Annotated in this window: 16 protein-coding genes; 7 read left to right on the top strand and 9 right to left on the bottom strand. The window is 68.6% G+C overall.

Features of this window, described 5'->3' with window-relative positions; genetic code table 11:
• Positions 1-59 precede the first annotated feature (59 nt).
• Complete coding sequence (locus E4J16_RS14910; RefSeq protein ID WP_136314492.1) at positions 60-473, top strand: hypothetical protein; 414 nt, start codon at positions 60-62, stop codon at positions 471-473.
• Positions 474-745: 272 nt separating this feature from the next.
• Here the strand turns inward: E4J16_RS14910 and trxA are convergent, their stop codons facing one another.
• The 5 genes from trxA to E4J16_RS14890 form a co-directional block, all read right to left on the bottom strand.
• On the bottom strand, positions 746-1,072 hold the full coding sequence (gene trxA, locus E4J16_RS14905) for a thioredoxin (protein WP_136192064.1): 327 nt from the start codon (positions 1,070-1,072) through the stop codon (positions 746-748).
• A gap of 69 nt (positions 1,073-1,141) precedes the next feature.
• Positions 1,142-2,068, bottom strand: coding sequence for a thioredoxin-disulfide reductase (trxB, locus tag E4J16_RS14900; protein WP_136314491.1), 927 nt, complete (start codon positions 2,066-2,068; stop codon positions 1,142-1,144).
• A gap of 103 nt (positions 2,069-2,171) precedes the next feature.
• Entirely contained in the window at positions 2,172-5,939 is a 3,768-nt protein-coding gene (locus E4J16_RS14895) for a lipid II flippase MurJ (RefSeq protein ID WP_136314490.1), read from the bottom strand.
• A complete protein-coding gene (locus E4J16_RS15255; RefSeq protein ID WP_168709533.1) occupies positions 5,936-8,320 on the bottom strand; it encodes a DUF6049 family protein in 2,385 nt (794 codons plus the stop codon). The genes E4J16_RS14895 and E4J16_RS15255 overlap by 4 nt, the downstream gene beginning before the upstream one ends.
• Entirely contained in the window at positions 8,317-8,826 is a 510-nt protein-coding gene (locus E4J16_RS14890; RefSeq protein WP_136192061.1) for an NUDIX hydrolase, read from the bottom strand. The genes E4J16_RS15255 and E4J16_RS14890 overlap by 4 nt, the downstream gene beginning before the upstream one ends.
• Before the next feature lie 66 nt (positions 8,827-8,892).
• On the opposite strand from E4J16_RS14890, the gene E4J16_RS14885 reads away from it, so the two are divergent.
• The 3 genes from E4J16_RS14885 to E4J16_RS14875 all read left to right on the top strand — a co-directional run bounded on the left by E4J16_RS14885 (position 8,893) and on the right by E4J16_RS14875 (position 12,672).
• Entirely contained in the window at positions 8,893-10,419 is a 1,527-nt protein-coding gene (locus E4J16_RS14885; RefSeq protein ID WP_136314489.1) for a CCA tRNA nucleotidyltransferase, read from the top strand.
• Between the two features lie 401 nt (positions 10,420-10,820).
• Positions 10,821-11,852, top strand: a complete 1,032-nt coding sequence (locus E4J16_RS14880; protein WP_136314488.1) for a hypothetical protein — start codon at positions 10,821-10,823, stop codon at positions 11,850-11,852.
• Between the two features lie 286 nt (positions 11,853-12,138).
• Positions 12,139-12,672: a hypothetical protein gene (locus E4J16_RS14875; protein ID WP_136314487.1), complete on the top strand. Its 534-nt coding sequence runs from the start codon at positions 12,139-12,141 to the stop codon at positions 12,670-12,672.
• A gap of 28 nt (positions 12,673-12,700) precedes the next feature.
• Here the strand turns inward: E4J16_RS14875 and E4J16_RS14870 are convergent, their stop codons facing one another.
• The 3 genes from E4J16_RS14870 to E4J16_RS14865 form a co-directional block, all read right to left on the bottom strand.
• Positions 12,701-13,006, bottom strand: coding sequence for a hypothetical protein (locus E4J16_RS14870; protein ID WP_136314486.1), 306 nt, complete (start codon positions 13,004-13,006; stop codon positions 12,701-12,703).
• A gap of 38 nt (positions 13,007-13,044) precedes the next feature.
• Positions 13,045-13,188, bottom strand: coding sequence for a ribbon-helix-helix domain-containing protein (locus tag E4J16_RS15250; protein WP_168709532.1), 144 nt, complete (start codon positions 13,186-13,188; stop codon positions 13,045-13,047).
• 275 nt (positions 13,189-13,463) lie between these two features.
• Positions 13,464-13,676 carry a hypothetical protein gene (locus E4J16_RS14865; protein ID WP_136314485.1) on the bottom strand — a complete coding sequence of 71 codons (213 nt, stop codon included), beginning with the start codon at positions 13,674-13,676 and terminating at the stop codon, positions 13,464-13,466.
• Between the two features lie 137 nt (positions 13,677-13,813).
• Between E4J16_RS14865 and E4J16_RS14860 the strand changes: the two genes are divergently transcribed.
• The gene (locus E4J16_RS14860) at positions 13,814-14,089 is read left to right on the top strand and encodes a hypothetical protein (RefSeq protein ID WP_136314484.1); all 276 of its coding nucleotides are present in this window, start codon (positions 13,814-13,816) and stop codon (positions 14,087-14,089) included.
• A gap of 246 nt (positions 14,090-14,335) precedes the next feature.
• Here the strand turns inward: E4J16_RS14860 and E4J16_RS14855 are convergent, their stop codons facing one another.
• Entirely contained in the window at positions 14,336-16,231 is a 1,896-nt protein-coding gene (locus E4J16_RS14855; RefSeq protein WP_136314483.1) for a DUF726 domain-containing protein, read from the bottom strand.
• 346 nt (positions 16,232-16,577) lie between these two features.
• Here E4J16_RS14855 and E4J16_RS16035 point away from each other — a divergent pair, with 346 nt between their 5' ends.
• Both E4J16_RS16035 and E4J16_RS16030 read left to right on the top strand, forming a co-directional pair.
• Positions 16,578-17,300 carry a restriction endonuclease gene (locus tag E4J16_RS16035; protein ID WP_275669562.1) on the top strand — a complete coding sequence of 241 codons (723 nt, stop codon included), beginning with the start codon at positions 16,578-16,580 and terminating at the stop codon, positions 17,298-17,300.
• Complete coding sequence (locus E4J16_RS16030; protein ID WP_275669560.1) at positions 17,212-21,651, top strand: type ISP restriction/modification enzyme; 4,440 nt, start codon at positions 17,212-17,214, stop codon at positions 21,649-21,651. Before E4J16_RS16035 ends, E4J16_RS16030 begins: the two co-directional genes overlap by 89 nt.
• Positions 21,652-21,669 lie beyond the last annotated feature (18 nt).

Below are 21,669 nucleotides of genomic sequence, written 5' to 3'. Positions count from 1 at the left end.
GCATGCGTCGTAAACCCATATTTTGTTGTCGGTGTGCTTATCCGTTGCTGGCTGCTGCCTTGGTCACCGCGACACTCAGCGGCTGTGCCGACGGGCACGAGGAGGGTGACCTGAGTTGGCAGCTCGACGTATTGGCGCAGAACTGGGAGGTCGAGATTCCCAGTAGTGTCAGCCTGAAGGGCTATCAGAGCTCGGAGGTCGGCCCCCATGGCGAAGTCGACGCTGTTTACGTGGTGCAAGCACGCGACGTGGAGGGAACCTGGCTCGACGGCGACTTCGACTCCCCCTCGAAGACTCGCAGCGAGGAGCTGGCGGAGACCGTCGCTGCGGCGTCGGCCGCGGACATCGTGGGCGACGTTGCTGACTTGCGGTGCATCGACCCGCTGAAGAAGGGGACTTCCGACACCCTCACGGTCTGCCGCAGGTCTGAGGCCGACGAGTTGATTCTGCTGGAGCACGTCCCCATCACCTGAGGCCATGCCTCGTGACGTACTTAGGAGGGTCACGTCATGCGACTCCCTGGGGACGCACTCGGCGAGCGCAGGTGGCAGCACTCGGTGCCGAGGAATGTCTGAGATCGGCACAAACGCATCGGCGGGCCCTTTGGGCCCGCCGACGATCGTTGGAATCATGCGGTTGCGTCGTATGGTCTGGTCATTGCTTCCGGCGTTTGTGCCGATCTGCGACACTCGCGCGCGAGCGGCGCCCCAGAAGCAGTCAACCGGGCACGGCGCGGTCGACCCGGTCAGGCGATGACCTTCTCCAGCTGCGCCTTGAAGGAGGCCTTCGGGCGGGAGCCGGCGAACTGGTGGACCACCTCGCCCCCGGACACGACCGCGAAGGTCGGGATGGAGCGCACCCCGAAGGAGCGTGCGGTGGCAGGGTTGGCGTCCACATCCAGCTTCACGAACTTGGCCCGCCCGCCCAGCTCGGCGGCGACCTCGTCCACGACGGGGGCCATCTGGCGGCAGGGGCCGCACCACTCGGCCCAGAAGTCGATGACTACGGGGATGTCGGACTGCATGACCTCGGCCTTGAAAGTGGCATCAGTGACGGCGACGGCATTAGACATGGGACCTCCTGAAAGGGGTGAATGAATATCGAGTAATGTGAATGAGGATGCGCCCTACTTGGCGCGGACTCACGCGTCCAGCTCGGCCAGGTAGGCCTCGGCGTCCAGGGCGGCCCGGCAGCCCGAGCCGGCGGCGGTGACCGCCTGCTGGTAGTGCGGGTCGGCGACGTCGCCGCACGCGAAGACGCCGGGGATGTTGGTGCGCTGTGAGGGCGAGTCCACCTTGATGTAGCCGGCGTCGTCCAGCTCCAGCACGCCCGACACCAGCTCCGAGCGCGGGATCTGCCCGATGGCCACGAACAGGCCCGCGGCCGGAAGCTCACGGCGCTCCCCGGTAACCGTGTCCTCCAGGGTCACCGACTCCAGCGCGTCAGTCCCGTTCAGGCCCACCACCCGGGAGTTCCAGGCGAAGTCGATCTTCGGGTCCTCCTGGGCGCGAGCGGCCATGACCGCGCTGGCCCGTAGCTGGTCGCGGCGGTGCACCACCGTCACCGAGGAGCCGAAGCGGGACAGGAAGGTGGCCTCCTCCATCGCCGAGTCCCCGCCGCCGACGACGACGATCGGCTTGTCCTTGAAGAAGAAGCCGTCGCAGGTGGCGCAGTAGGACACGCCGTGACCGGACAGCCGCTCCTCTCCGTCGACTCCGAGCTTGCGGTACTCCGAGCCGGTGGACAGGATGACCGTGCGGGCCTCGTAGACGGCATCGTCGGTGGTGATGCGCTTGACGTCACCGGTCAGGTCCAGGCCGGTGACATCCTCGTAGCGGATGTCCGCGCCGAAGCGCTCCGCCTGCTCCTGCATCTGGGTCATCAGGTCGGGGCCCATGATGCCCTCCCCGAAGCCGGGGTAGTTCTCCACCTCGGTGGTGTTCATCAGGGCGCCGCCGGCGGTCACGGAGCCGGCGAGGATGATCGGCCGCAGCTGGGCGCGGGCGGCGTAGATCGCAGCCGTGTAGCCCCCGGGGCCGGAACCGACAATGACGACGTCGTGGACCATGACTCTCCTGACTCGTGTCTTCCCAGCGGGCTGATGCCCGTCGGTACCAAGCGGGTACGCCGAGTGAACCGGGGACCAGGGCACTTTGTTCCAGTGGAACGACCTATTTGAACGTGATCTCCGAGATGGTGACCTTATATTCGCCGTCGGCCGCGGTCGGCAGGTCCGTCACCCACAGCACGATGGACTGCGTGGAGGTGGCATCGAAGTCGAAGGTGGTTGTGCCCTCGCTGAAGGCCCCCTCCGCCAGCAGCGTCCCGCCGGTCGGATCCTCCGCGCTGGTAGCGCGCACCTGCACGTTGCCGCCGACACCCGTGCCATGGATCTCGACGCCGGACACCGGCGCCTCGCTCTCGAGTGACACCGCCATGCCGATGCCCTGCTTCCAGGCGAGGGAGGCGTCGTAGTAGAAGCGCGAGGACCAGGCCTGATCGGTGGCGCCGTCGATCACCCGGGCGGCGTTCTCCGGGTGCTCGTTGTTGTCACCGAAGGGGTCCAGGGCCTGAGCGGAGACGGGCTTGGCGGTGGCCTCCGCCTGCTCCTCCTCCGGCTGCTCCGGTGCCGGGGCCGGAGCAGCCGAGGCCGTGGGCACGGTCTTGGCGGCGGGAATGTCATCATCCTGGAACTTCACGCCCGCCAGCCCCAGCAGGTTGTTGACGGCGAAGAACACGCCGACGAGGACGGCCACGAGGACGGCCACGAGGACGGCCGTGGTGGTGCGGTTGACCGCCCTCTCCTCCTCATCCTCATCATCCGGGCGCAACTCCTGCGCCGTCCGGTAGTCCTCCGGCGCATACGGAGCGGAGGCACTCTCCTGTGCAGGCTGGTATGAGCCCCCCGCGTCGGCCGGGGCGGCCGGGGCGCTCGCCGGGGCGGGTGCCGCGATCCGGTCCGCGGTGGCCGGGGGCCGCTCATCGGGGGCGGGTGCCGAGCCCGCGGCGGGTGCGGGGACGACGGCGTCCTCGGCGTCCGCCACGCGGGCGGTGGAGCGCCGCCGCAGCCGCGCCAGGACTCCTCCCGCCATGCTGGTCAGCGCGGCGGCGGAGGCCCCGGAGGACGCGGGCGACGGCGCCGGGGGCGCGGTCGGCTCGCCGGGTGCCGCCGACGGGGCGGCCAGTTCCGCCAGTGCCCCGCGATCCCACGGGGTCAGCACGCCGGCGACCTCGGCCGCGGACTTGGGTGCGCCCTCCGGGTCCGCCCAGGTGCGGGTAACCAACTGATCCAGGACGGCGTCGACGTCGTCGGGGGTGCGGGCGATCTGGGACGGCGGCACCGGTGCGCCGCCGGCCATGGGCGCGGTGGGCAGGCCGGTGCGCTTTCCCGGCCAGCGTCCCGTGAGTCCGTAGTACAGCAGCTCGACCAGGGCGTGCGCGTCGGCACGGTCAGCCGCCAGGGGGTCCGCGGTCGCCACTGAGTCCCGGCCCAGGGCCGCAGCCTCCACGCCGACGCCGGAGACCTGCACGGTGCCGTCCGGCCGCACACGCACCGACTCCGGCGCCAGGTTCAGGTGGTGCAGGCCCCGCCGGGAGCAGGCGTCCAGGGCCTGAGCGGCCTCGCCGACGATTGCGCGCACCTGGTCGGCCCGCAGGCCCGTGCCCACCAGGGAGGCGAAGGTGCGGCCCGTCATCGGCTCGGTGACGATGAACGACGGCGTGCCCGCCTCAACGTCGTATACGCGCTGGATGCGCCCATCATCCACCAGCACGGCGCGCGTGGCCGCCTCCAGCACCTCACGGCGGTTCGGGGTGGCGTCGGTCAGCATCAGCACGGTGACCGGACGGTCCAGGATCGTGTCCCGGCCCAGGTGCCGCACGATGCGCGGCAGCGTCGCGGGCATGGCGGACAGCAGCTCATACCGGCCGGAACCGATCGGTGTAGCGTCCGCCATAAGGCCACCTCCCACGACTGGTAGCGCCTGAGTGTTGAAAGCGAGTCTAGCCGGATCTGCGGGCCATACGGCGGCCGGGGCGAAACCGATACTGGAGGAGGTCGGAACGGGCCCGGTGCCCGACTGCCTGGCTGCCGGCGGGAAGGACGGGGGCAGCACCAGCGGCTCCTGGGCCTCGGCGCCCGCCCCCGGCGAGGAGGGCGCAGCGGGCGCCAGGGCCCGGCCCGCGCCCACCACCGCGCGGCCCACCGGCCCGGGCAGGAGCCCTCCGATCTTGGTGACAATGCGCGACAGGGGACTGAAGAACACGTTCAGCTCCTGCACGCGCAAAGCCTTGGCGGCGGCCAGATAAACCACCGACATGAGTACCGCCGCCACCAGCACCGTCACCAGGGCGTCAACCGGTCGTGACCCGGTCAGGGAGCCATCGGTGGGGCCGAGCAGGCGGCGCACGAGCAGCCCGGTCAGTACGGCGGGCGCGGCCGCGGCGATCAGCCGCACATAGGTGCCCACCACGCGCGGGCCGTCCAGGTCCGGCAGGTGCCGCCGGATCAGCGGGACCAGGACGAGGAACCCGGCGACCTGGCAGGTGGCCGAGGCCACCGCCGCCCACACCATCCAGTGGTTGGCCGGGGCGAGCAGGTAGGCGCCCAGGCAGACCACGACGGGGATGATGCCCACCACGGTGTCGGCGATGAGCAGGCGCTTGGTGTCCGCGTAGGCGAGCATGACCCGCTGCATGGTGAACCAGATGCCCTGCCCCACGATGCCGATCGCCAGCACCGTCAGGATCGGGGCGGAGGCATTGGCCTGCTCCAGGGCGAGGGAGGGGACGAACACCTGCAGCGCCGGGGCCGCCAGCGTGCCGATACCCGCGGCGAACAGCACCGTGAACACGGCGATCGAGCGCAGCCCCAGGGAGAGGTCGTCGCGCACGCCCTCCCGGTCCCCGGCCGCCGCCTTCTCACTCATCCGGGTGAACAGCGCGGTGATGATCGAGGTGGTCACCAGTGACTGCGGCAGCATGTACACCAGCTGGGCGTTGGCGTACATCGTCGTCGACGGGACGATCACGTCCGCGTAGGCGGCCGACTCGGCGGCCGTGACCGCCCGCGAGCCCAGGTTCGTGGCCGCCAGGTCACCCAGGGAGACGATGCCCGTGCCCAGCAGCGCCCACAGCGCCACCTTGGACATGCTCCCCAGCCCCATGCCGCGCACCCCGAGGATGAGCTTGGGGCGGAAGCCGGAGCGGACCAGCGGGATGTACAGGATCAGTGCCTGGGCGGCGATGCCGAGCGTCGTCGTCGCCCCGATCAGGGCGATGCGGCCCGCATCCCAGATACCCGGATCCTGCCCCGTGGTGTAGCCGCCGTAAATGTGCAGGTACGCCAGGATCGAGGCGATGGAGATGATGTTGTTCAGCACCGGTGACCACATGTAGGGGCCGAAGCTGGACCGGGCGTTGAGTACCTGCCCCCACAGGGCGTACAGGCCGTAGAAGAAGATCTGCGGCATGCACCAGAACGCGAAGGCGAAGGCGAGCGGCTGCCAGCGCCCCAGGCCGGAGGCGTACAGCATGATCACCAGCGGCGCCGCCACCGTCAGCACCGCGGAGGCTGCCGCGATCACCAGGGAGGCCGCGGTCAGCAGCCGGTTGACCAGCTCCTCCCCGTTGCGCTGACGCAGCGCGCGCACGATCTGCGGCACCAGGATCGCGTTGAGGATGCCGCCGATCAGCAGGTTGTACAGCTGGGTGGGCACCGTGTTGGCGGTGTTGAAGGCGTCCGCGGCGCCGGAGGCGGTCGCGCCCAGCGCGGAGATCAGCAGTGCATTGCGCACCAGCCCCAGGATGCGGGAGGTCAGCGTGCCGGCGGCCATCACCGCACTGGAACGGGCGATCGACGGCGCCTGCCGCTCCTTGTCGGCCTGCTGCCCCCGCTGGACCGGGCTGTTGGTCCGGGACTGCGCCCCGTCCTGCTTCATCTGCGCTCCCTGGGTGTGGCGGTTCGGCGTCCCCGGCGCACGGTCCGGACGATGCCGGCTACGAGCAGGATCACCAGGACTCCGCTGAGGATGCGGGTGCCCACATTCTCCCAGTCGGCCCGCACCCGCAGATGGACCGTGGAGGGCGTGCCGACGAGCGCGTCGTCGTCGGCACGCAGCTGGATGGTCACGTCGACGTCACCGGAGCCGACGGCGGTCACCGGCACGCTCGCGGTCGCCTGCCCCCCCGCCGGCACGGTGACGGTGACATCCTCCGAGATCTGCAGGCGCGTGGAACTGGACTCCAGGTGCACCTTGACCGTCACGTCCTGGTCCAGGGAGGACACGATCCGCACCGGCAGGTCGGCGGCCGAGGCGATGAGGTTGATGGTGCTCGACGGCGCCGCCGCGAGCCCCTGAATCACCGTCTCACCATGAGCCCGGGCCTGGTTGATCATCGCCGTGCAGGCGGACTCGTCCTCCCTCCAGGAGGCCGAGGCGGTCAGGGCGACGACGTCCGTGGACACCCCCAGGGCCCGGGTCGGGTCGCTCAGGATGGAGGCCACCGAATCCAGCCGGGTCGCGGCCTGCCGCGCCGCCCCCAGGGTAATCGCCGTCACCTCGCCCTCGCCGGTGGTGGAATCCGGCAGTGCCATGCGCACCGCCTCGGTGCCGGCGGTGGCCGAGTCGGCGGCCGACTCCAGCAGGGACTGAAGGTCCTGCGGCTGCATCCAGGTGGAGCCCGTCAGGGCGGCCAGGCGCTGGCGGAGCACCTGCGGATCGGTGTGTGCGGCGTCCTCGCGGGAGACGGCCACGACCAGGTCCCGGCTGAGCGCCGGGGCCTGCCGGGTCAGGATCGCGCTCTGGCCGCGCAGGAGCTGCACGGCGTCGAGCTCTGGCAGCCTCGCGTCCCCCTCGCCGGTGGCGAGGCTGCCGCCGGCCGCCGCGGAGAGTTCCTCCTCCGGGATCAGGACGGTGCGGCCGTCGAGCAGCATGGTGCCCGACGGCGTGTAGGTCAGGTACTCGGCGACGGCGGCGTCGCCCGGGTGGGCGACGACAGTGGTCACCGAGTCGGGCAGGGCGGCGAGCGTGGTGGCGTCCAGGGAGCCCGCCGCCCAGGCGAGCTCGGTGCCGGCGCCTGAGCTCGCCGCCGCGGAGTCCCGGGCCCGCTCCAGGGCGGAGTCGAGCAGTTCGTCCTCCCCCAGGTGGGCGAGGGCGGCCAGGTCGGCGTCCGCCCAGGGCAGGACGATCACGTCCCCGGCCTCCAGCGCGGCCCCGAGGGCGGTCCCCAGCCGGTCGGCGTCGGTGGCCTCGGGCTGAGCGGACTCCTCCGTGGGCGCGGGCGCGGCGGTGGCGGCGACCGGTGCGGCGGAGTCAAGCCCGAGTGCGGCGAGCAGCGCCGGGTCGACTGCCAGGACGATCCCGTCCCCGGCCAGCTCCAGCAGGCCGAGCACCCGCTCGCGCAGCGCCGAGAGCGTCTGCGCGGTCCCGGCGTCCCCGTCCTGGGGGTCCGCGCTCGCGGCATCGGTGGGGCCGGCCTGGGAGTCGGCGGATTCCGTGGCGGTGCCCTCCTGCGTCGGCGTGGGGTCGTGCACCGCACCGGCGGTGCCGCTCGCGGAAGGGCCCGCGGTCGGGTCGGTGGAGGCGGGCGGGGTCGCAGCCGCCTCCTCGCGCACCTCGGGGGTGGCGGCGGTCAGGGCCAGGAGTTCGGCCGGGGAGGCCGTCACCGGCACGAATACGGTCACCCGCGTGGGGCTGACCCGCACCCCCGGGTTCCAAAGCAGGATCGTGCGGTCCTGAGTGAGCGTGGTGTAGCCCTGCGTCAGCGCCACCTGCACGCCGCGCGGCCCCCACTGGTCGGTGTCGGACAGCGGCATGTCATCGGAGCTGACCGTGACCCTGAAGGACCGTTCCGCGCCCGGGGCGACCTGCTCGCTCTGAGTCTGCACGGCGACCGTCTCCAGGGGCGTGTCATGCTCGTCGCCCAGCCAGGAGGCCAGGCCGGCCGTCGTCATTTCGGTGCGCGACTGCATCTGCACCACCAGCGTGGCGTCAGTCAGCGCCTGCTCGGTGCCGTTGGTGATGGTGCCGGTGATGGTGACGTCCTCGCCGGTGCTCACCACCTCCGGAGCCAGGCTCGTCACGGAGACGGTGACCCTGCCGGTGACCTCCTCCTCAGTGGCTTCAGAGTCGGCGTCGGTCACATCTGCGGCAACGGCGGCCGGGCCGGCACCGGGCCCGGCCGCGTCGGCGGGCGAGGCGACGCCGAACGGGGCCGCCGTGAGCGCGCCGACCAGTACTAGCACTGACAGCAGCACGGTCAGTACCCGCCGTGCGGCGGGACCGACCGGCGGACAGCGGTGCGCCGCGCCGGGAGTCACCCGTCACCCACCAGGATCTCCCTGGCGGCGGCGACGATCCGACGCTCATTGGGGTAGGCCAGGCGGCGGGCGACGTCATCAAGAGTCACCCACTCGACCTCCTCCGCCTCATGGTCGGGATCGTTCTCCGTGGTGAGCCTGCCGCCCAGGGCCTCCAGCAGGAAGTGGTGGACTACCTTGTGCACGCGGTGATCCTCGCCGGCGAACCAGTAGTCGACGGTGGCCAGGTGCCGCAGCACCCGGCCGGTGATACCGGTCTCCTCCGCGATCTCACGCACGGCCGCCTCCTCGGCGGTCTCCTCGCCCTCCAGGTGTCCTTTGGGCAGGCACCACTCCAGGCGCCCACCCCGGTTGCGACGCGCAATGACGGCGGTCACGGCCCGGCCGTCCTGCACGTCGATGATCAGCCCGCCGGCACTCGTCTCATCGACCACGGGCAATGAGCGCGCGGTCGCGCGCCGCGGCCGACTGCCGGCGCGGGGCACACGTGAGCGGTGGGAGGACATGGGGACACTCTAGGCGGTCCACCCGCGGATCGGCTCCCTTGCGCTCCGCGTGGCAGGCTTAGGCCGATGACCGACCGCCCGACCGCCCCCGCCCCCAAGTCCGCCCCGCGCCCGGAGCGGCGCGCCCGCACCGCCGTCGTCCCCGACGAGCGCCCCGACGCCGACGGCCTGACCCCCACCGCCCGCCGGGCCCTGCGCAGCCTGCCACCCTCGCTGCACGACCTGGGCCGCAGCTTCGCCGCCGCCGGATACGAGCTCGCGCTGGTCGGCGGACCCGTGCGGGACGCCTTCCTCGGCGTCGTCCCGCACGACCTGGACTGCGCGACCTCCGCCCGCCCCGAGGCGACCGAGGCGCTGCTGAAGGAATGGGGCGACGCCTGCTGGGACGTCGGCAAGGACTTCGGCACGATTGGTGCGCGCAAGGGCGAGACGATCGTCGAGGTCACCACCTACCGCACCGAGGAGTACGAGTCCGGCTCCCGCAAGCCCGCCGTCGCCTACGGCGACAGCCTTGTGGGTGACCTCACCCGCCGGGACTTCACCGTCAACGCCATGGCACTGCGGCTGCCGGAGCTGCAACTGGTCGACCCCCACGGCGGCTTCGAGGACCTGCTCGCGGGCGTGCTGCGCACCCCGGTGTCCGCCGAGCAGTCCTTCGACGACGACCCGCTGCGGATCATGCGGGCCGCACGTTTCGCCGCGCAGCTGGGCTTCGACGTCGAGCCCGACGTGCTTGAGGCCATGAGCCGCATGGCGACGCGGCTGGAGATCGTCTCCGCCGAGCGCGTGCGGGCCGAGCTCGAACGCCTGCTGGTGTCGCCGTGGCCGCGCCGCGGGCTGGAGCTCATGGTGCACACCGGTGTGGCCGACGTCGTCCTGCCCGAGCTGTCCGCCCTGCAGGAGACCGTCGACGAGCACAAGCGCCACAAGGACGTCTATGAGCACACCCTGACCGTGCTGGATCAGGCGATCGACCTGGAGACCGGGCCGGACGGGCCCGTGCCCGGCCCGGACCTGGTGCTGCGTCTGGCGGCGATCTTCCACGACATCGGCAAGCCCGCCACCCGGCGGTTCCTGCGCGACGGCACCGTCACCTTCCACGGGCACGACCACGTCGGCGCCCGCATGACCGCCAAGCGCATGCGTGCCCTGCGCTTCGACAAGCAGACCATCAAGGACGTCTCCCGCCTGGTGGAGCTGCATCTGCGCTTCCACGGCTACGCCGACGCCGCCTGGTCCGACTCCGCCGTGCGCCGCTATGTGGCCGACGCCGGACCGCTGCTGGAGCGCCTGCACCGGCTGACTCGCGCGGACGTGACCACCCGCAACAAGCGCAAGGCCCACATGCTGGACGCGGCCTACGACGACCTCGAGGACCGCATCGCGCAGCTGCGCGAGGAGGAGGAGCTGGCCGCCATCCGCCCGGACCTGGACGGCAAGCAGATCATGGCCGAGCTCGGCGTCGGGCCCGGGCCGGTGGTCGGTGAGGCCTACCGCTTCCTGATGGACCTGCGTATGGAGAAGGGCCCCCTGGGTGAAGACTTGGCGCGCGAGGCGCTGCACTCCTGGTGGGCGGCGCGCGGCGGGAAGTAGGCGGCGGGAAGTAGGCGGCGGGCCGACACTGCGGGTGTCGCCGTCGGCAATCGCCCTGGTCAACAAGCCGGAGGGTGCGCTCTCTTCGTCTGCAACGCCTCTTCCCCGTTAACAACGCTACTTAACGTTCTGCTGAAGGCCTCGGAGGTATACAGCAGACGGTTAACTGGCGTTGTTAACCCCGAACCGGCGTAGTAGACGCGTCCGCGGGTGGGCGGGTGCCGGCACCCGCAAAGGAGCTGGCCTTCGGTGGTGCGCATGTGCCGCTGAACCGAGCCATTGCGGGCCGCCTCCGTCGCCGGCCTCTCACCGGCGTCCACAGGTGCCGTTCGCGACACCCCAATCCACAGAGCTCACGGGGCGCGGTGGCGCCGCCGTCGGGCCGCGGCGATTCTGCTGACATGCAGCACTACCCGACCCCGCCCGAACGTCCCCGCATGTGGTTCACCGCCGACCGCTCCAACGGAGGCCTGTCCGGTCGACGCGATCTCATACGGGTGGCGCATGGCAGCTACATGTTCATTCCCGGCCGGGATACGCCGACCTGGCGCCTGAAGGAACTCGTCACCCTGGCGCGCTGCGAGGCGGCGCTGCGAGCCTCGCCGTCGGCAATCGCCCTGACCCACGAGGCGGCGGCGGTGGTGCTGGGGCTGCCTGTCTTAGAGTCCGAGCCCTGTATCCGCCTGGCGGTGCCCGGGAACCGATCGCGCAGCACCATCGTGTTCCCAACGGTCAGGTACGGGCCGCCGGAGGGCCGACGTCGTGGTCGGTCGGTGACGCTGCTGCGTTCGACCACTGCGCCGGCGCCGGAGGAGGTCGTCAACGTGGGCGGATTGCGGGTGACGACGCCGCTGCGCACGGCCATGGACTGCGCCTTCGACCTGCCGGTGCGCGAGTCGTTGCCGGTGGTGGACGCCGCGCTGCGGGCGGTGTGCCGGCCCGACCGCTTCAACCGGCGCTGCTATGGGGAGATGGAGATCGACGCGGCGCGCGAGCGGTTGATGCGCATGGTGGAGAGCCAGGGGCGCCGTCACGGCAAGCGTCGTGCCAGGGTAGCGGTGGAGCGGGCGGACCCCTTCGCGGAGTCGCCGGGCGAGAGCGTGCTGCGCTGGGCGGTCGGTGTGGCCGGGGTGCCCGAGCCGGTGACGCAGCGGCGCTGGATCGGCGACGATGCGCACGAGTACTTCCTCGACGTCGCCGTGGACAGTGCCATGGTGGACCTGGAGTTCGACGGCTACGGCAAGCTGGCGACGTCGGCGGACGTGCGCGCGGAGAAGCAGCGGGAAATGGTGCTGCGGCGTGGCGGGTGGGCGGTGCACCGCTTCGAGTGGCGGGAACTGGCCGATCCCGAGCGGCTAGTGCGGCGGGTGGAGAGTCTGTTTCCGCCTGCGGCCTTGCGTGAGACCCGACGTCGTCGCGACCTGTGGCTGTAGGGGTGCGGCTCGGGACGGTGTCCTGCTCCGGCGAGGGACGCGCCCCGGGCGCCCGTGGCGACTACTACGCCACTTCGGCGTTGAGTACGCCGGTTGGCGGTTGATTTCGCCGGGTACAGCCGCACAAGCAAGCGCTAAGTGGCGTAATAGACCCCGAACCGGCGTAGTCGACGCCTTTGAGGGGTGCGTGCAGACCGCCGTCGTGCCGAACCGGACAGGGGAGATGGATAGAGCTACCCGCCTGCGCGCGCGGACAGCGGCGAGGCGATCTCGCTACAGTGTTTTCGTGAACAGCGTGTCCACTCTCCCCGGTCCCCCCGGACCCGGGTTCGTGTCCATTCGGCCCCGTGCGAACGCGGGCCGTATCACGGCGCTCATAGTCGGATGGGCGTCGGTCGTGCTGGTGCCGGTGGCGGGCGTGGTGTCCATGGTGGCGGACAGCAAGGCCGGTTGGGGAGCATTCGTCTATATCATCGCCGTCGGCCCCTGCCAGGCGATAGTGCACATTGTGCTCGCTGTGTTGTTTCAGGTGGCTCAATCGAATGCTCGTGAGCGCCCCGTTTCGCCGTGGATTCCGCTGGCCTACGCGGTGTACCTGCTTGCGTTCCTCGGAGCCTCCTTCCTGTTCCTCGACGTGGGCGACACTCCGGTGTACTACTCCCCGTGGCGCGAGTCCGCCGACCTTGTTGTAATGCCGCTCATTTGCGTGTCCGTAGCTGCGCTCGTCTTGCTGTTTGCTTTCGTCGTTGTTGATCTCGCGGCTTCGTTCAAGGCGCGGGACACCACCCAGTACCGACCCTTACCCGCACCCTTGCGCTAGGCCGGTGGAGCGACGCCGTCGATGGCGGTCATGTTCCGCGGACGGTGGCGAAAGCCCGGGAGCAATGCCGCGGGCTCCCCGCACCCGTAGAGGTGCCGCGTTCGAACCACGTCATGGTGCGCTCGCGCATGCGCAGAAAGCGTCCGGCGCCGGTGTGGCGTGGCATCGTCGTCGAGGAAGGCGCAGGGCGGGCGGCATTCAGGCCGGTCATGGTCTTGCCGCAGGCGCGGGTGCCCTCGATGACGACGGCGCCGCCGACTTCAAGCAGCCGACCAAGCTGGGCGTCGACGACGCGCGGCAGGTAGTCATGACCCAATGATTCCCGCGTGTCCATGTGGCAAGTGGAGCGGAAGGCGGAGGTTTGCAGACGTCTTAGGCGGTGGAATGCAGGGTGGGATCCTCGCGGAGCTCGTCTATGTCGGCTGTACTCCGGCTGGCGTACGCGCCTGGTGCCACGCGCTGATCCAGCGCGGCGGCCAGGCTGTCCGGCACGGTTATGGTCGGCGTCCTGCTCACCGGGGCTCCTTCCGTCATGGTGCTGAATCCATGCGTCTGTTTGGAAGCGCGGAAGGATGCTTGTGGGGTGGCTTGGCCGGCGGGTCGTGGGTTCTGGTCGGGTAGCTGGCTGCGGAGGAGGTCGTTTGCAACGCCACTTCCCCGTTAACAACGCTACTTAACGTTCTGCTGAAGGCCTCAGAGGTATACAGCAGACGGTTAACTGGCGTTGTTAACCCCGAACCGGCGTAGCAGACGCCCGACGCCGTGGGAGGCCGGGGCGTGGACGCGGGCGGCTACTGCCTGGGATGCCCGCGGCGATCGCGAACAAGCAGGATGACTTCTACGCATAGGCCGGCAAGCAGGATCCAGCGCACGATGCTCCACACGGCTGCGGGCAGGAAGCTGAAGCACACGGCGGTGACCAATGCCCAGACCAGGAGTGTGCGCAGGTGGCGCGGGGAGTTCAGGTACAGGCTGTCGGTGGAGCCGGTTCGAGCAGAATCCATGGCTGCTTCTTTCAGGGACGGCGGTTAGCGGTGTAGCTCACTGTAGTAGTTGCAGATCCCCGAGTCGGCACGGGGTACGGCGATTCGGGGGATGGACGCCGACGGATCATGTCAGTAGGCATGTTTATGCCGCGCGCATGTCAACGACGATCGACGTCTACTCCACGACGGACGTCTTCCCGCTGGTGCACCAGACCCGGGCGCAAACCGAGGAGCTGTTCCGCGAGCTCCTGGCCAGGCACTGCGTCGACTCGACCCTTGACGTGACTGCCTTCTACCCGCGGGAGCAGGATGAAGAGTTGCGCATGGTCCCGCCCGACGTGCGCTGGACGCCGGGTTTGGAGATTGGATTCGGATACTGGCTCAACAGTGTGGGACAGCAGCTCGTGGCCGGAGTGCATTGCGCGCGATGATGACGAACTCTTGGAGTGCAACGGTGAGACCGACGAGGAGTTCCTCGCCTGGTTGGGTGATCATCATCAAATTGCCTTCTACGGCAAGAAGCGGTTCCTCCGCACCCACGCGGTCAATTTGCCTTGAGTGCCTGGTCGATCGGACTCTTGTCAACTACAGGCCGGGTGTGGAGCCGAATCGTGACCGAGGCGCTTGCGGTGACGGAGTGCTCTTCGGGTACAGGTCACCGTCCAGGTGCACATCAATCAAGCCTCCATGCATAGTGACACCTTGTGTATGTAGTCAGAATGCTTCTTCACGACATCGCTGACGTCCACATTGACCACGCCTCCACAGGGGTCAATAAATCCGGTTGACCCGGCCGCCTTGGCCCCCAATGTGGCAGCGCGATAGAGGTGCGCGAGGACTTTGTCATTGGTGGAGAAGTAGTTATAGATCTTGCCGGTGGCGCCGGCGGAAAGCTTGTTGCAGTCGGCGGTTGCGGGGAATGCGGCGCCGAGTAGGTGGGCGGTGACCACGGGAGAGGGCTCGTTATCGGCGGCCAGTCCGATCATTGCCGTCGCCATTACCGCTGCGCCAAGGCTGTGCCCGATGAGCACGAACCCCTGCCTGTTCTCGGTGCGCCGGAGGATGGCTGCGAGAGTTGTGCCTGCCGCCGAGGAGTTCCGTAGTGCCACGGACCAGGGATTGAGCGCCATTTCCGCGGCTCCAGTTATCATCTGGAAAGGGCCAAGTCTTTTGACTGCCGAGCGGGTCGCCCTGAGGCCCGCTTTGCCCACCTTGGTGATGCCGCGCCGAAGCCCGGCTCCCTCACCGGTAATGGTCGCAATATCCCGCTTCTGCTTTGCACCCCAGCGGACCCGATACACGGCATTGTTCGGATAGCCGGTGTCAATAAGCCTTTTCCAGTTCGCCCAGGAGTCGTCATTGTCGGTGAGGAAGCCGGAAGAATACACAACCGCGGGTCCGTCGCCATCACGCAAGCACTCGATGTCGAAGGAGGAGTCATCGCCGAGGTATGCGCTGCCGACCCGCAAACCGTAGGCGCTGCCCGCAGCGCCGCCCGCGGCGGAGACAACCAGGGTTCCGCCGGCCATGCCGAGCCCTCCGGTGGCTATTGAGCCTCCGCCGAGTAGTGCGAGGCCATAGCTTGACGCGGCAGCACCTGACAGTGCTGTTCCTGTGCCCATGGAGGCGGCTGCGCCTACCATGCCGCCGATCGCCGGTGCGGCGAAATAAGCCGCAGGAACAGCCAGGACGGTTATCCCCGCGGCGACCGCCCCTCGCTTGGTGAGACTGGTGACGTTACGGCGCTTGTACTCGAACAGATCGGGCCAGTGTTCGAGATCCTCGATGGTTGCGTCCTTAGTCTCAAAATCCGGGACCTCGTGGGAGTGCTCTGCGCAAACCGGCAGTGACAGGCCACGGGTGCCGGTTACGCCCATTCCGCGTATCGCCATGTTCGGGCAACCGGGGATCGCGCACCTGGTGGTGATCACTCCACAGTTTCGACAGCACCATGCGTCATACCAGTTTGCCGGTACGTCGAGTGCTCTGTGGACCCCTTTTGTCAGGCACGCGGAACACCAGGCGTTACGATCGTGCTGAGTGGACTCACGCTCACCGAATCCATGAATCTGCGCCAGCTTCAGGAGTAGTTTCTCCGCGTCGTCTGTTTGTGCGCGCAAGCGCCCTTGAATGACGTCGAGTGGGTCGGGCTGCTGCTTTCTCCATAGACGGCTGATCCTGACAAATCGCTCTGCTTCCTCCTCCGCAGAGGTGGAATTGTCCGTGGCAGCGGAAGCGGCATCCGGCTCTGCGCAGTCGTCGGTGGGAGTATCGGCGACTGAATCTGCCTGGTCTGCGTGCATGTCAGTGGTTGCGGTTGTTCCGTTCTCCACGTCGGCCTGTGCCACATTATTAACGGCAGTACGCTGCGCCTTCTTGGCGACGACGAACGCGTGCAGCGCGGCGGTGAGCGCCGGGTTCATGGTCAGACGGTCTACGCCAATGAACTCGGGGGTGCCGTCTGCTCCGGGCCAAGTCTCTGTGAGAGTCTCTCCGCTGGTGAGAGTAAGCACGGCCTTGGCTCCGTCTCTGCCTTTAGGCGTATAACGAACCTTCGCGGAGGATGAGCTCATGGGGGTCTCCTGTGCTCTCGTGGCATATGTGAACCGCCGTGGTTCACGCCGACGAGCATACCTGCGGCGGTGTCCCGGTTAAGACTTGGATGAGGTAACGCTGCAAAGACGAATCGCTGCGCTCGCATGCACGACTAGGTGACGGGAGCCCGGGCTGCAAGGAGGTGGGTGAACTCATGGCATGTGCTTGGCGGCGTGAGGCGTCGCTTGACCCGGAGGGCATGGGATCGCTGGTGTGCGCCTCGGGCATCGTGCCCGGCGGCACCCGGGCCCGAGGGCGGTTGCGATTGATTCCAGATTTCGGTATCGCGCCCGGAGGAGGGTCGGCACGCCTATGCTGCCCAGCGTGAGTCAGTCGCCCGAGAGCCAGTCCCGCGTCGCCGCCCTCCTTGACGAGTTGTACTTCAATGCGCAGACGCAGCGAGGCAAGGGAACGAGCTTCGAGCGCCTGGTGCGGCAGTTCCTCCTGACCGACCCCCGTTACGCTGAGCGCTTCGACGAGGTCTGGATGTGGAGGGACTGGCCGGGCCGCGGCGCCCGCCCGGATCGCGGCGTCGACCTGGTGGCTCGCGAGCGTGACACCGGCGACCTGTGCGCGGTGCAGTGCAAGTTTTATGACCCGCAGTCCCAGGTCACCAAGGCCGACGTCGATACCTTCCTGGCCGAGTCGGGCACGGGTGAGTTCACTTCGCGCCTGTTCGTGTCCACCACCGACAAGTGGAACTCCGCGGCCGCAGCCACGGTGGAGAACCAGGCCATCCCGGTCTCCCGCATCGGCTTGAAGGACCTGTTCAACTCCACCATCGACTGGGACAAGTTCAACCTGGCCACCCCGGAGGTAATGGAGCGTGCTGGCCGTAAGACGCTGCGCGAGCACCAGCGCCGCGCGCTGGACGCGGTGACCCAGGGGCTCGCCACAGCCGACCGCGGTAAGCTCATCATGGCCTGCGGCACCGGTAAGACCTTCACCTCGCTGCGCATTGCCGAGGCCATGGCTGGAAGCGGCGGGGGGGGGGGTAGCGCTATTCCTGGTCCCCTCCATCGCGCTGCTGTCGCAGACGCTGCTTGAGTGGAGCGCAGAGGCCCAGGTGCCGCTGCGCTCATTCGCGGTCTGTTCTGACAACAAGGTCGGTAAGGGCCGCGGCAAGACCGACCTGAGCGAGGACATCTCGGTGGTTGACCTGGCGATCCCCGCCACCACCGACGCCGAAGCCCTCGCCCGCAGGCTCACCCGGCGCGCCGCTCCCGTCGACGGCGTGACCCCCATGACGGTGGTCTTCTCCACCTACCAGTCCATCGACGTCGTCGCCCGGGCACAGGGACTCGGAGCACCGGACTTCGACCTGATCATCTGCGACGAGGCCCACCGCACCACCGGCGCCACGCTCGCCGGGGCGGACGAGTCCGCCTTCGTCCGCGTGCACGACAACACCTACCTGCGCGGCCGCAAGCGCCTGTACATGACGGCGACGCCCCGCATCTACGACGACTCCACCAAGGCGCGCGCCGGCCAGAAGAACGCGGTGCTCGCCTCCATGGACGACGCCAACACCTACGGCGAGGAGCTCTTCCGCCTGGGCTTCGGCGAGGCGGTCTCCCGCAACCTGCTCACCGACTACAAGGTGCTGGTCCTGACCGTGTCCGAGGACGCCGTCGCCTCCCGCATGCAGTCCTCCCTTGCGCGCAACGGCGAACTCACCCTGGATGACGCCGCCCGCATCGTCGGCTGCTGGAACGCACTGGCCAAGCGCTCCGTGAACCTGTCCGAGTACGGCACCGACATTCAGCCCATGCGCACCGCCGTCGCCTTCGCCCGGGACATCAGAAGCTCCAAGCGTTTCGCCGCGGCCTTCAACGACGTCGCCGAGGACTACCGCAGCGGCCTGCCCGAGCGGGACGACGCCGTCGCTCCGGCGGGCGGCGATGATGCCGGGCCGCAGCGGCGGCTGGGGTCGGTCGAGGTCAGGCACGTGGATGGCTCCATGAACATCATGGAACGCAACCGCCTGCTGGGTTGGCTCTCGGGTGAGGGCGCGGACGGGCCGGGAGCGTCGTCGTCGGGCGCCGACAGCAGCCAGGGATCCGGCGGCGGTGCGGGCGACGCCGACGGAGCGGTGTCCTGCCGGGTGCTGTCCAATGCCCGCTGCCTGAGCGAGGGCGTGGACGTGCCCGCCCTGGATGCGGTCATGTTCCTCTCCCCGCGCAAGTCACAGGTGGACATTGTGCAGTCCGTGGGGCGGGTCATGCGGCTGGCTCCGGGCAAGCGCTACGGCTACATCATCCTGCCGGTGGCCATTCCCACGGGCATGGCCCCGGAGGACGTGCTGGCCGACAATGACACCTTCCGCGTGGTGTGGGAGGTGCTGCAGGCGCTGCGCGCGCACGACGAGCGCTTCGATGCCATGGTCAACAAGATCGACCTCAACCGCTCCAAGCCGGACAAGGTCGCCATCATCGATCCCTTCGGCACGCCCGCCTACGACCCCGACGACGACGCGGTTGACCTGGGTGAGCAGGCGGCCTTCGACCTGGCATCGCTGGGCAAGTGGAAGGAGGCGATCTACGCGCGCCTGGTCCAGAAGGTCGGCAGCCGCCGCTACTGGGAGCAGTGGGCCAAGGACGTCGCCCAGATCGCCGCCCGCCACCGCACCCGCCTGGAGCAGCGGGTGGCGGACCCGGCGGTCGCCCCGGAGTTCACGCACTTCCTCGATGCCCTGCGGGCCAACCTCAACGACTCGATCACCCCGGCGTCCGCGATCGACATGCTCTCCCAGCACCTGGTCACCAAGCCGGTGTTCGACGCCGTATTCGACGGCTATGACTTCTCCGCCACCAACCCGGTGGCCCAGGTGATGGGCCGGATGCTGCGCGTGCTCGACGGCGCCAACCTGGAGGCGGAGACCGAGGAGCTGGAGGGCTTCTACACCTCGGTGCGCGAGCGCTGTGCCGGCATCGACAACGCCGAGGGCAAGCAGCGCATCATCACCGAACTGTATGAGAAGTTCTTCTCCCAGGCCTTCACTAAGACGGCGAAGTCCCTGGGGATCGTGTATACGCCGGTGGAGATCGTCGACTTCATCCTGCGCAGCGTTGACCACCTGTCCCGTGAGCACTTCGGGAGGGGCATCACCGACGCGGGCGTGCACGTGCTGGACCCCTTCACTGGTACCGGCACCTTCATTGTGCGCCTGCTGCAGTCCGGGCTCATCACCCCGGCCGACCTGGCGCGCAAGTACGCCGGTGAGCTGCACGCCAATGAGATCCTGCTGCTGGCCTACTACATTGCGACGGCGAACATTGAGGTCGCCTACCGCGACCTGCTCGCTCAGGCGCAGCAGTCCGGGAACGACGCCGGTGCCGGGGCGTGGAGTGCGGACGACGGCGGTTACGTGCCCTTCGACGGGATCGTGCTGGCCGACACCTTCCAGATGAGCGAGGGGGCGGGCACCCTGGACACGAGCTTCTTCGTGGCCAACAACGACCGCGCCGCCGCCCAGCGCAAGCTGGACATCCGGCTGATCGTCGCCAACCCGCCCTATTCGGTGGGGCAGGAGTCCGCCAATGACAACAACGCCAACCAGCGCTATCCGGACCTGGACCGGCGAATCGCCGACACCTACGCGGCTCGCTCGACGGGCACGAACAAGAACTCCCTGTACGACTCCTACCTGCGGGCCATCCGCTGGGCCAGTGACCGGCTCGGGGACGCCGGGGTCATCGGCTTCGTCACCAACGGCGGCTTCATCGACGCCAACACGGCCGACGGCGTGCGGCTGAGCCTGGCCGAGGAGTTCGCCCACGTCTACGTCTTCAACCTCAGGGGTAACGCTCGTACTGCGGGCGAGCTGCGCAGGCGAGAGCGGGGAAACGTCTTTGGTCAGGGAGGACGGACGACGATCGCGGTCACCTTCCTCGTCAAGGACCCCGCCCACAGCGGGCCGGCGATGCTGCGCTACCGGGACATCGGCGACTACCTGAGCCGCGAGGACAAGCTGCGCATCGTGGACGACTCGCGCATCGAGGCCATGGACTGGGAGACGATCACCCCCAACGCCGCCGGCGACTGGATCAACCAGCGCGACCCGCGCTACGGCACGTGGCAATCCATTGGGGGTAAGGATGCGCCGGACGGGATCTTCCGAATGCGTAGTCGTGGGTTGGCTACCGCACGAGATGCTTGGGTGTACTCATACTCCTCAACCCAACTGATTCAGCGGGTCTCTGAGATGGTCGAGTACTACAACGTACAGGCACGAATCGGAGCGGAACCGGAGTTTCTTGACCCGACGCTCTTCTCTTGGAACCGTGCCGACAAGAAAAACGTCGTACGGAACAAGACCTACACCTTCAACCCCGGGCGTATCTACCAGTCCACCTATCGACCATTCGTCAAGCAGTACGTCTATTTTGACCGGCAGCTAAACGACATGGTCTACGGACTCTACGACTGCTTCCCCACGCCGGCGCACGATAACCTGGGATTGTACATAGTTGGCCAAGGGTCAGCCGTTCCATTTTCAGCACTGGTGACCGATCGAGTGCCGAATTTGCATGTAACTGGTGCGGGAAGCGGTGGCCAATTCTTTCCGCGCTGGACCTGGGAGCCGGTCGACCAGCCCGTCCGGGACGCGGGCATGCTCGACCTGGGAGCGGGAGCGAGCGGCGTCGTCGGCAATGATGGTGGGAGCCCGGATGGTGAGGGTGCGGGCGAGGTGATCGGCGGCTACCGCCGCGTCGACAACATCACCGACGCCACCCTGCGTACCTACCGGGAGGCCTACGGGCCGACGGTCGGCAAGGATGACGTCTTCTACTACGTCTACGGGCTGCTGCACTCGCCGGATTACTGCAGCCGGTACGGCGCGGACCTGAAGAAGTCCCTGCCGCGCATCCCGCTGGTGGCCTCCCGCGCGGACTTCGTCGCCATCGCCACCGCCGGGCGCGGCCTGGCGGACCTTCACCTGGACTACGAGACCGTGGAGCCGTGGGAGCTGACCTTGACCGTTGACGGGAAGGACATGCCCTGGGCGGAGCGCGACGCGATTGACCTGGCTTTGCTGCACGTGACCAAGCTGCGCTACGGCAAGACCCGGGTGGACGGAAGGCCGGTCGCCGATAAGACCAGCATCGTCTACAACGAGCACGTGACCGTGTCGGGCATCCCGGAGGCGGCGCAGGACTACCTGCTGGGCTCGCGCAGCGGCCTGGACTGGCTCATCGACCGCTACCAGGTGAAGACCGACAAGGCCTCCGGCATCCTCAACGACCCTAACGAGTGGATGGCCGAAGGCGCGGGCCAGGGCGAAATGGCGGGGCCCCAGCCCCGCTACCTCCTCGACCTCATCGCCCGCGTCACCACCGTCTCCGTGCGCACCCAGCAGATCGTGAAGTCCCTGCCGCCGCTGGACGTGCGCGACTAGTCTCTGTTGGCGCCGTCC

It is taken from the genome of Actinomyces procaprae (genome assembly GCF_004798665.1).
Classification (GTDB): Bacteria; Actinomycetota; Actinomycetes; order Actinomycetales; family Actinomycetaceae; genus Actinomyces; species Actinomyces procaprae.
The sequence above is the reverse complement of the archived record's forward strand: the minus strand, read 5'-3'. Positions and strand labels throughout refer to the sequence as shown.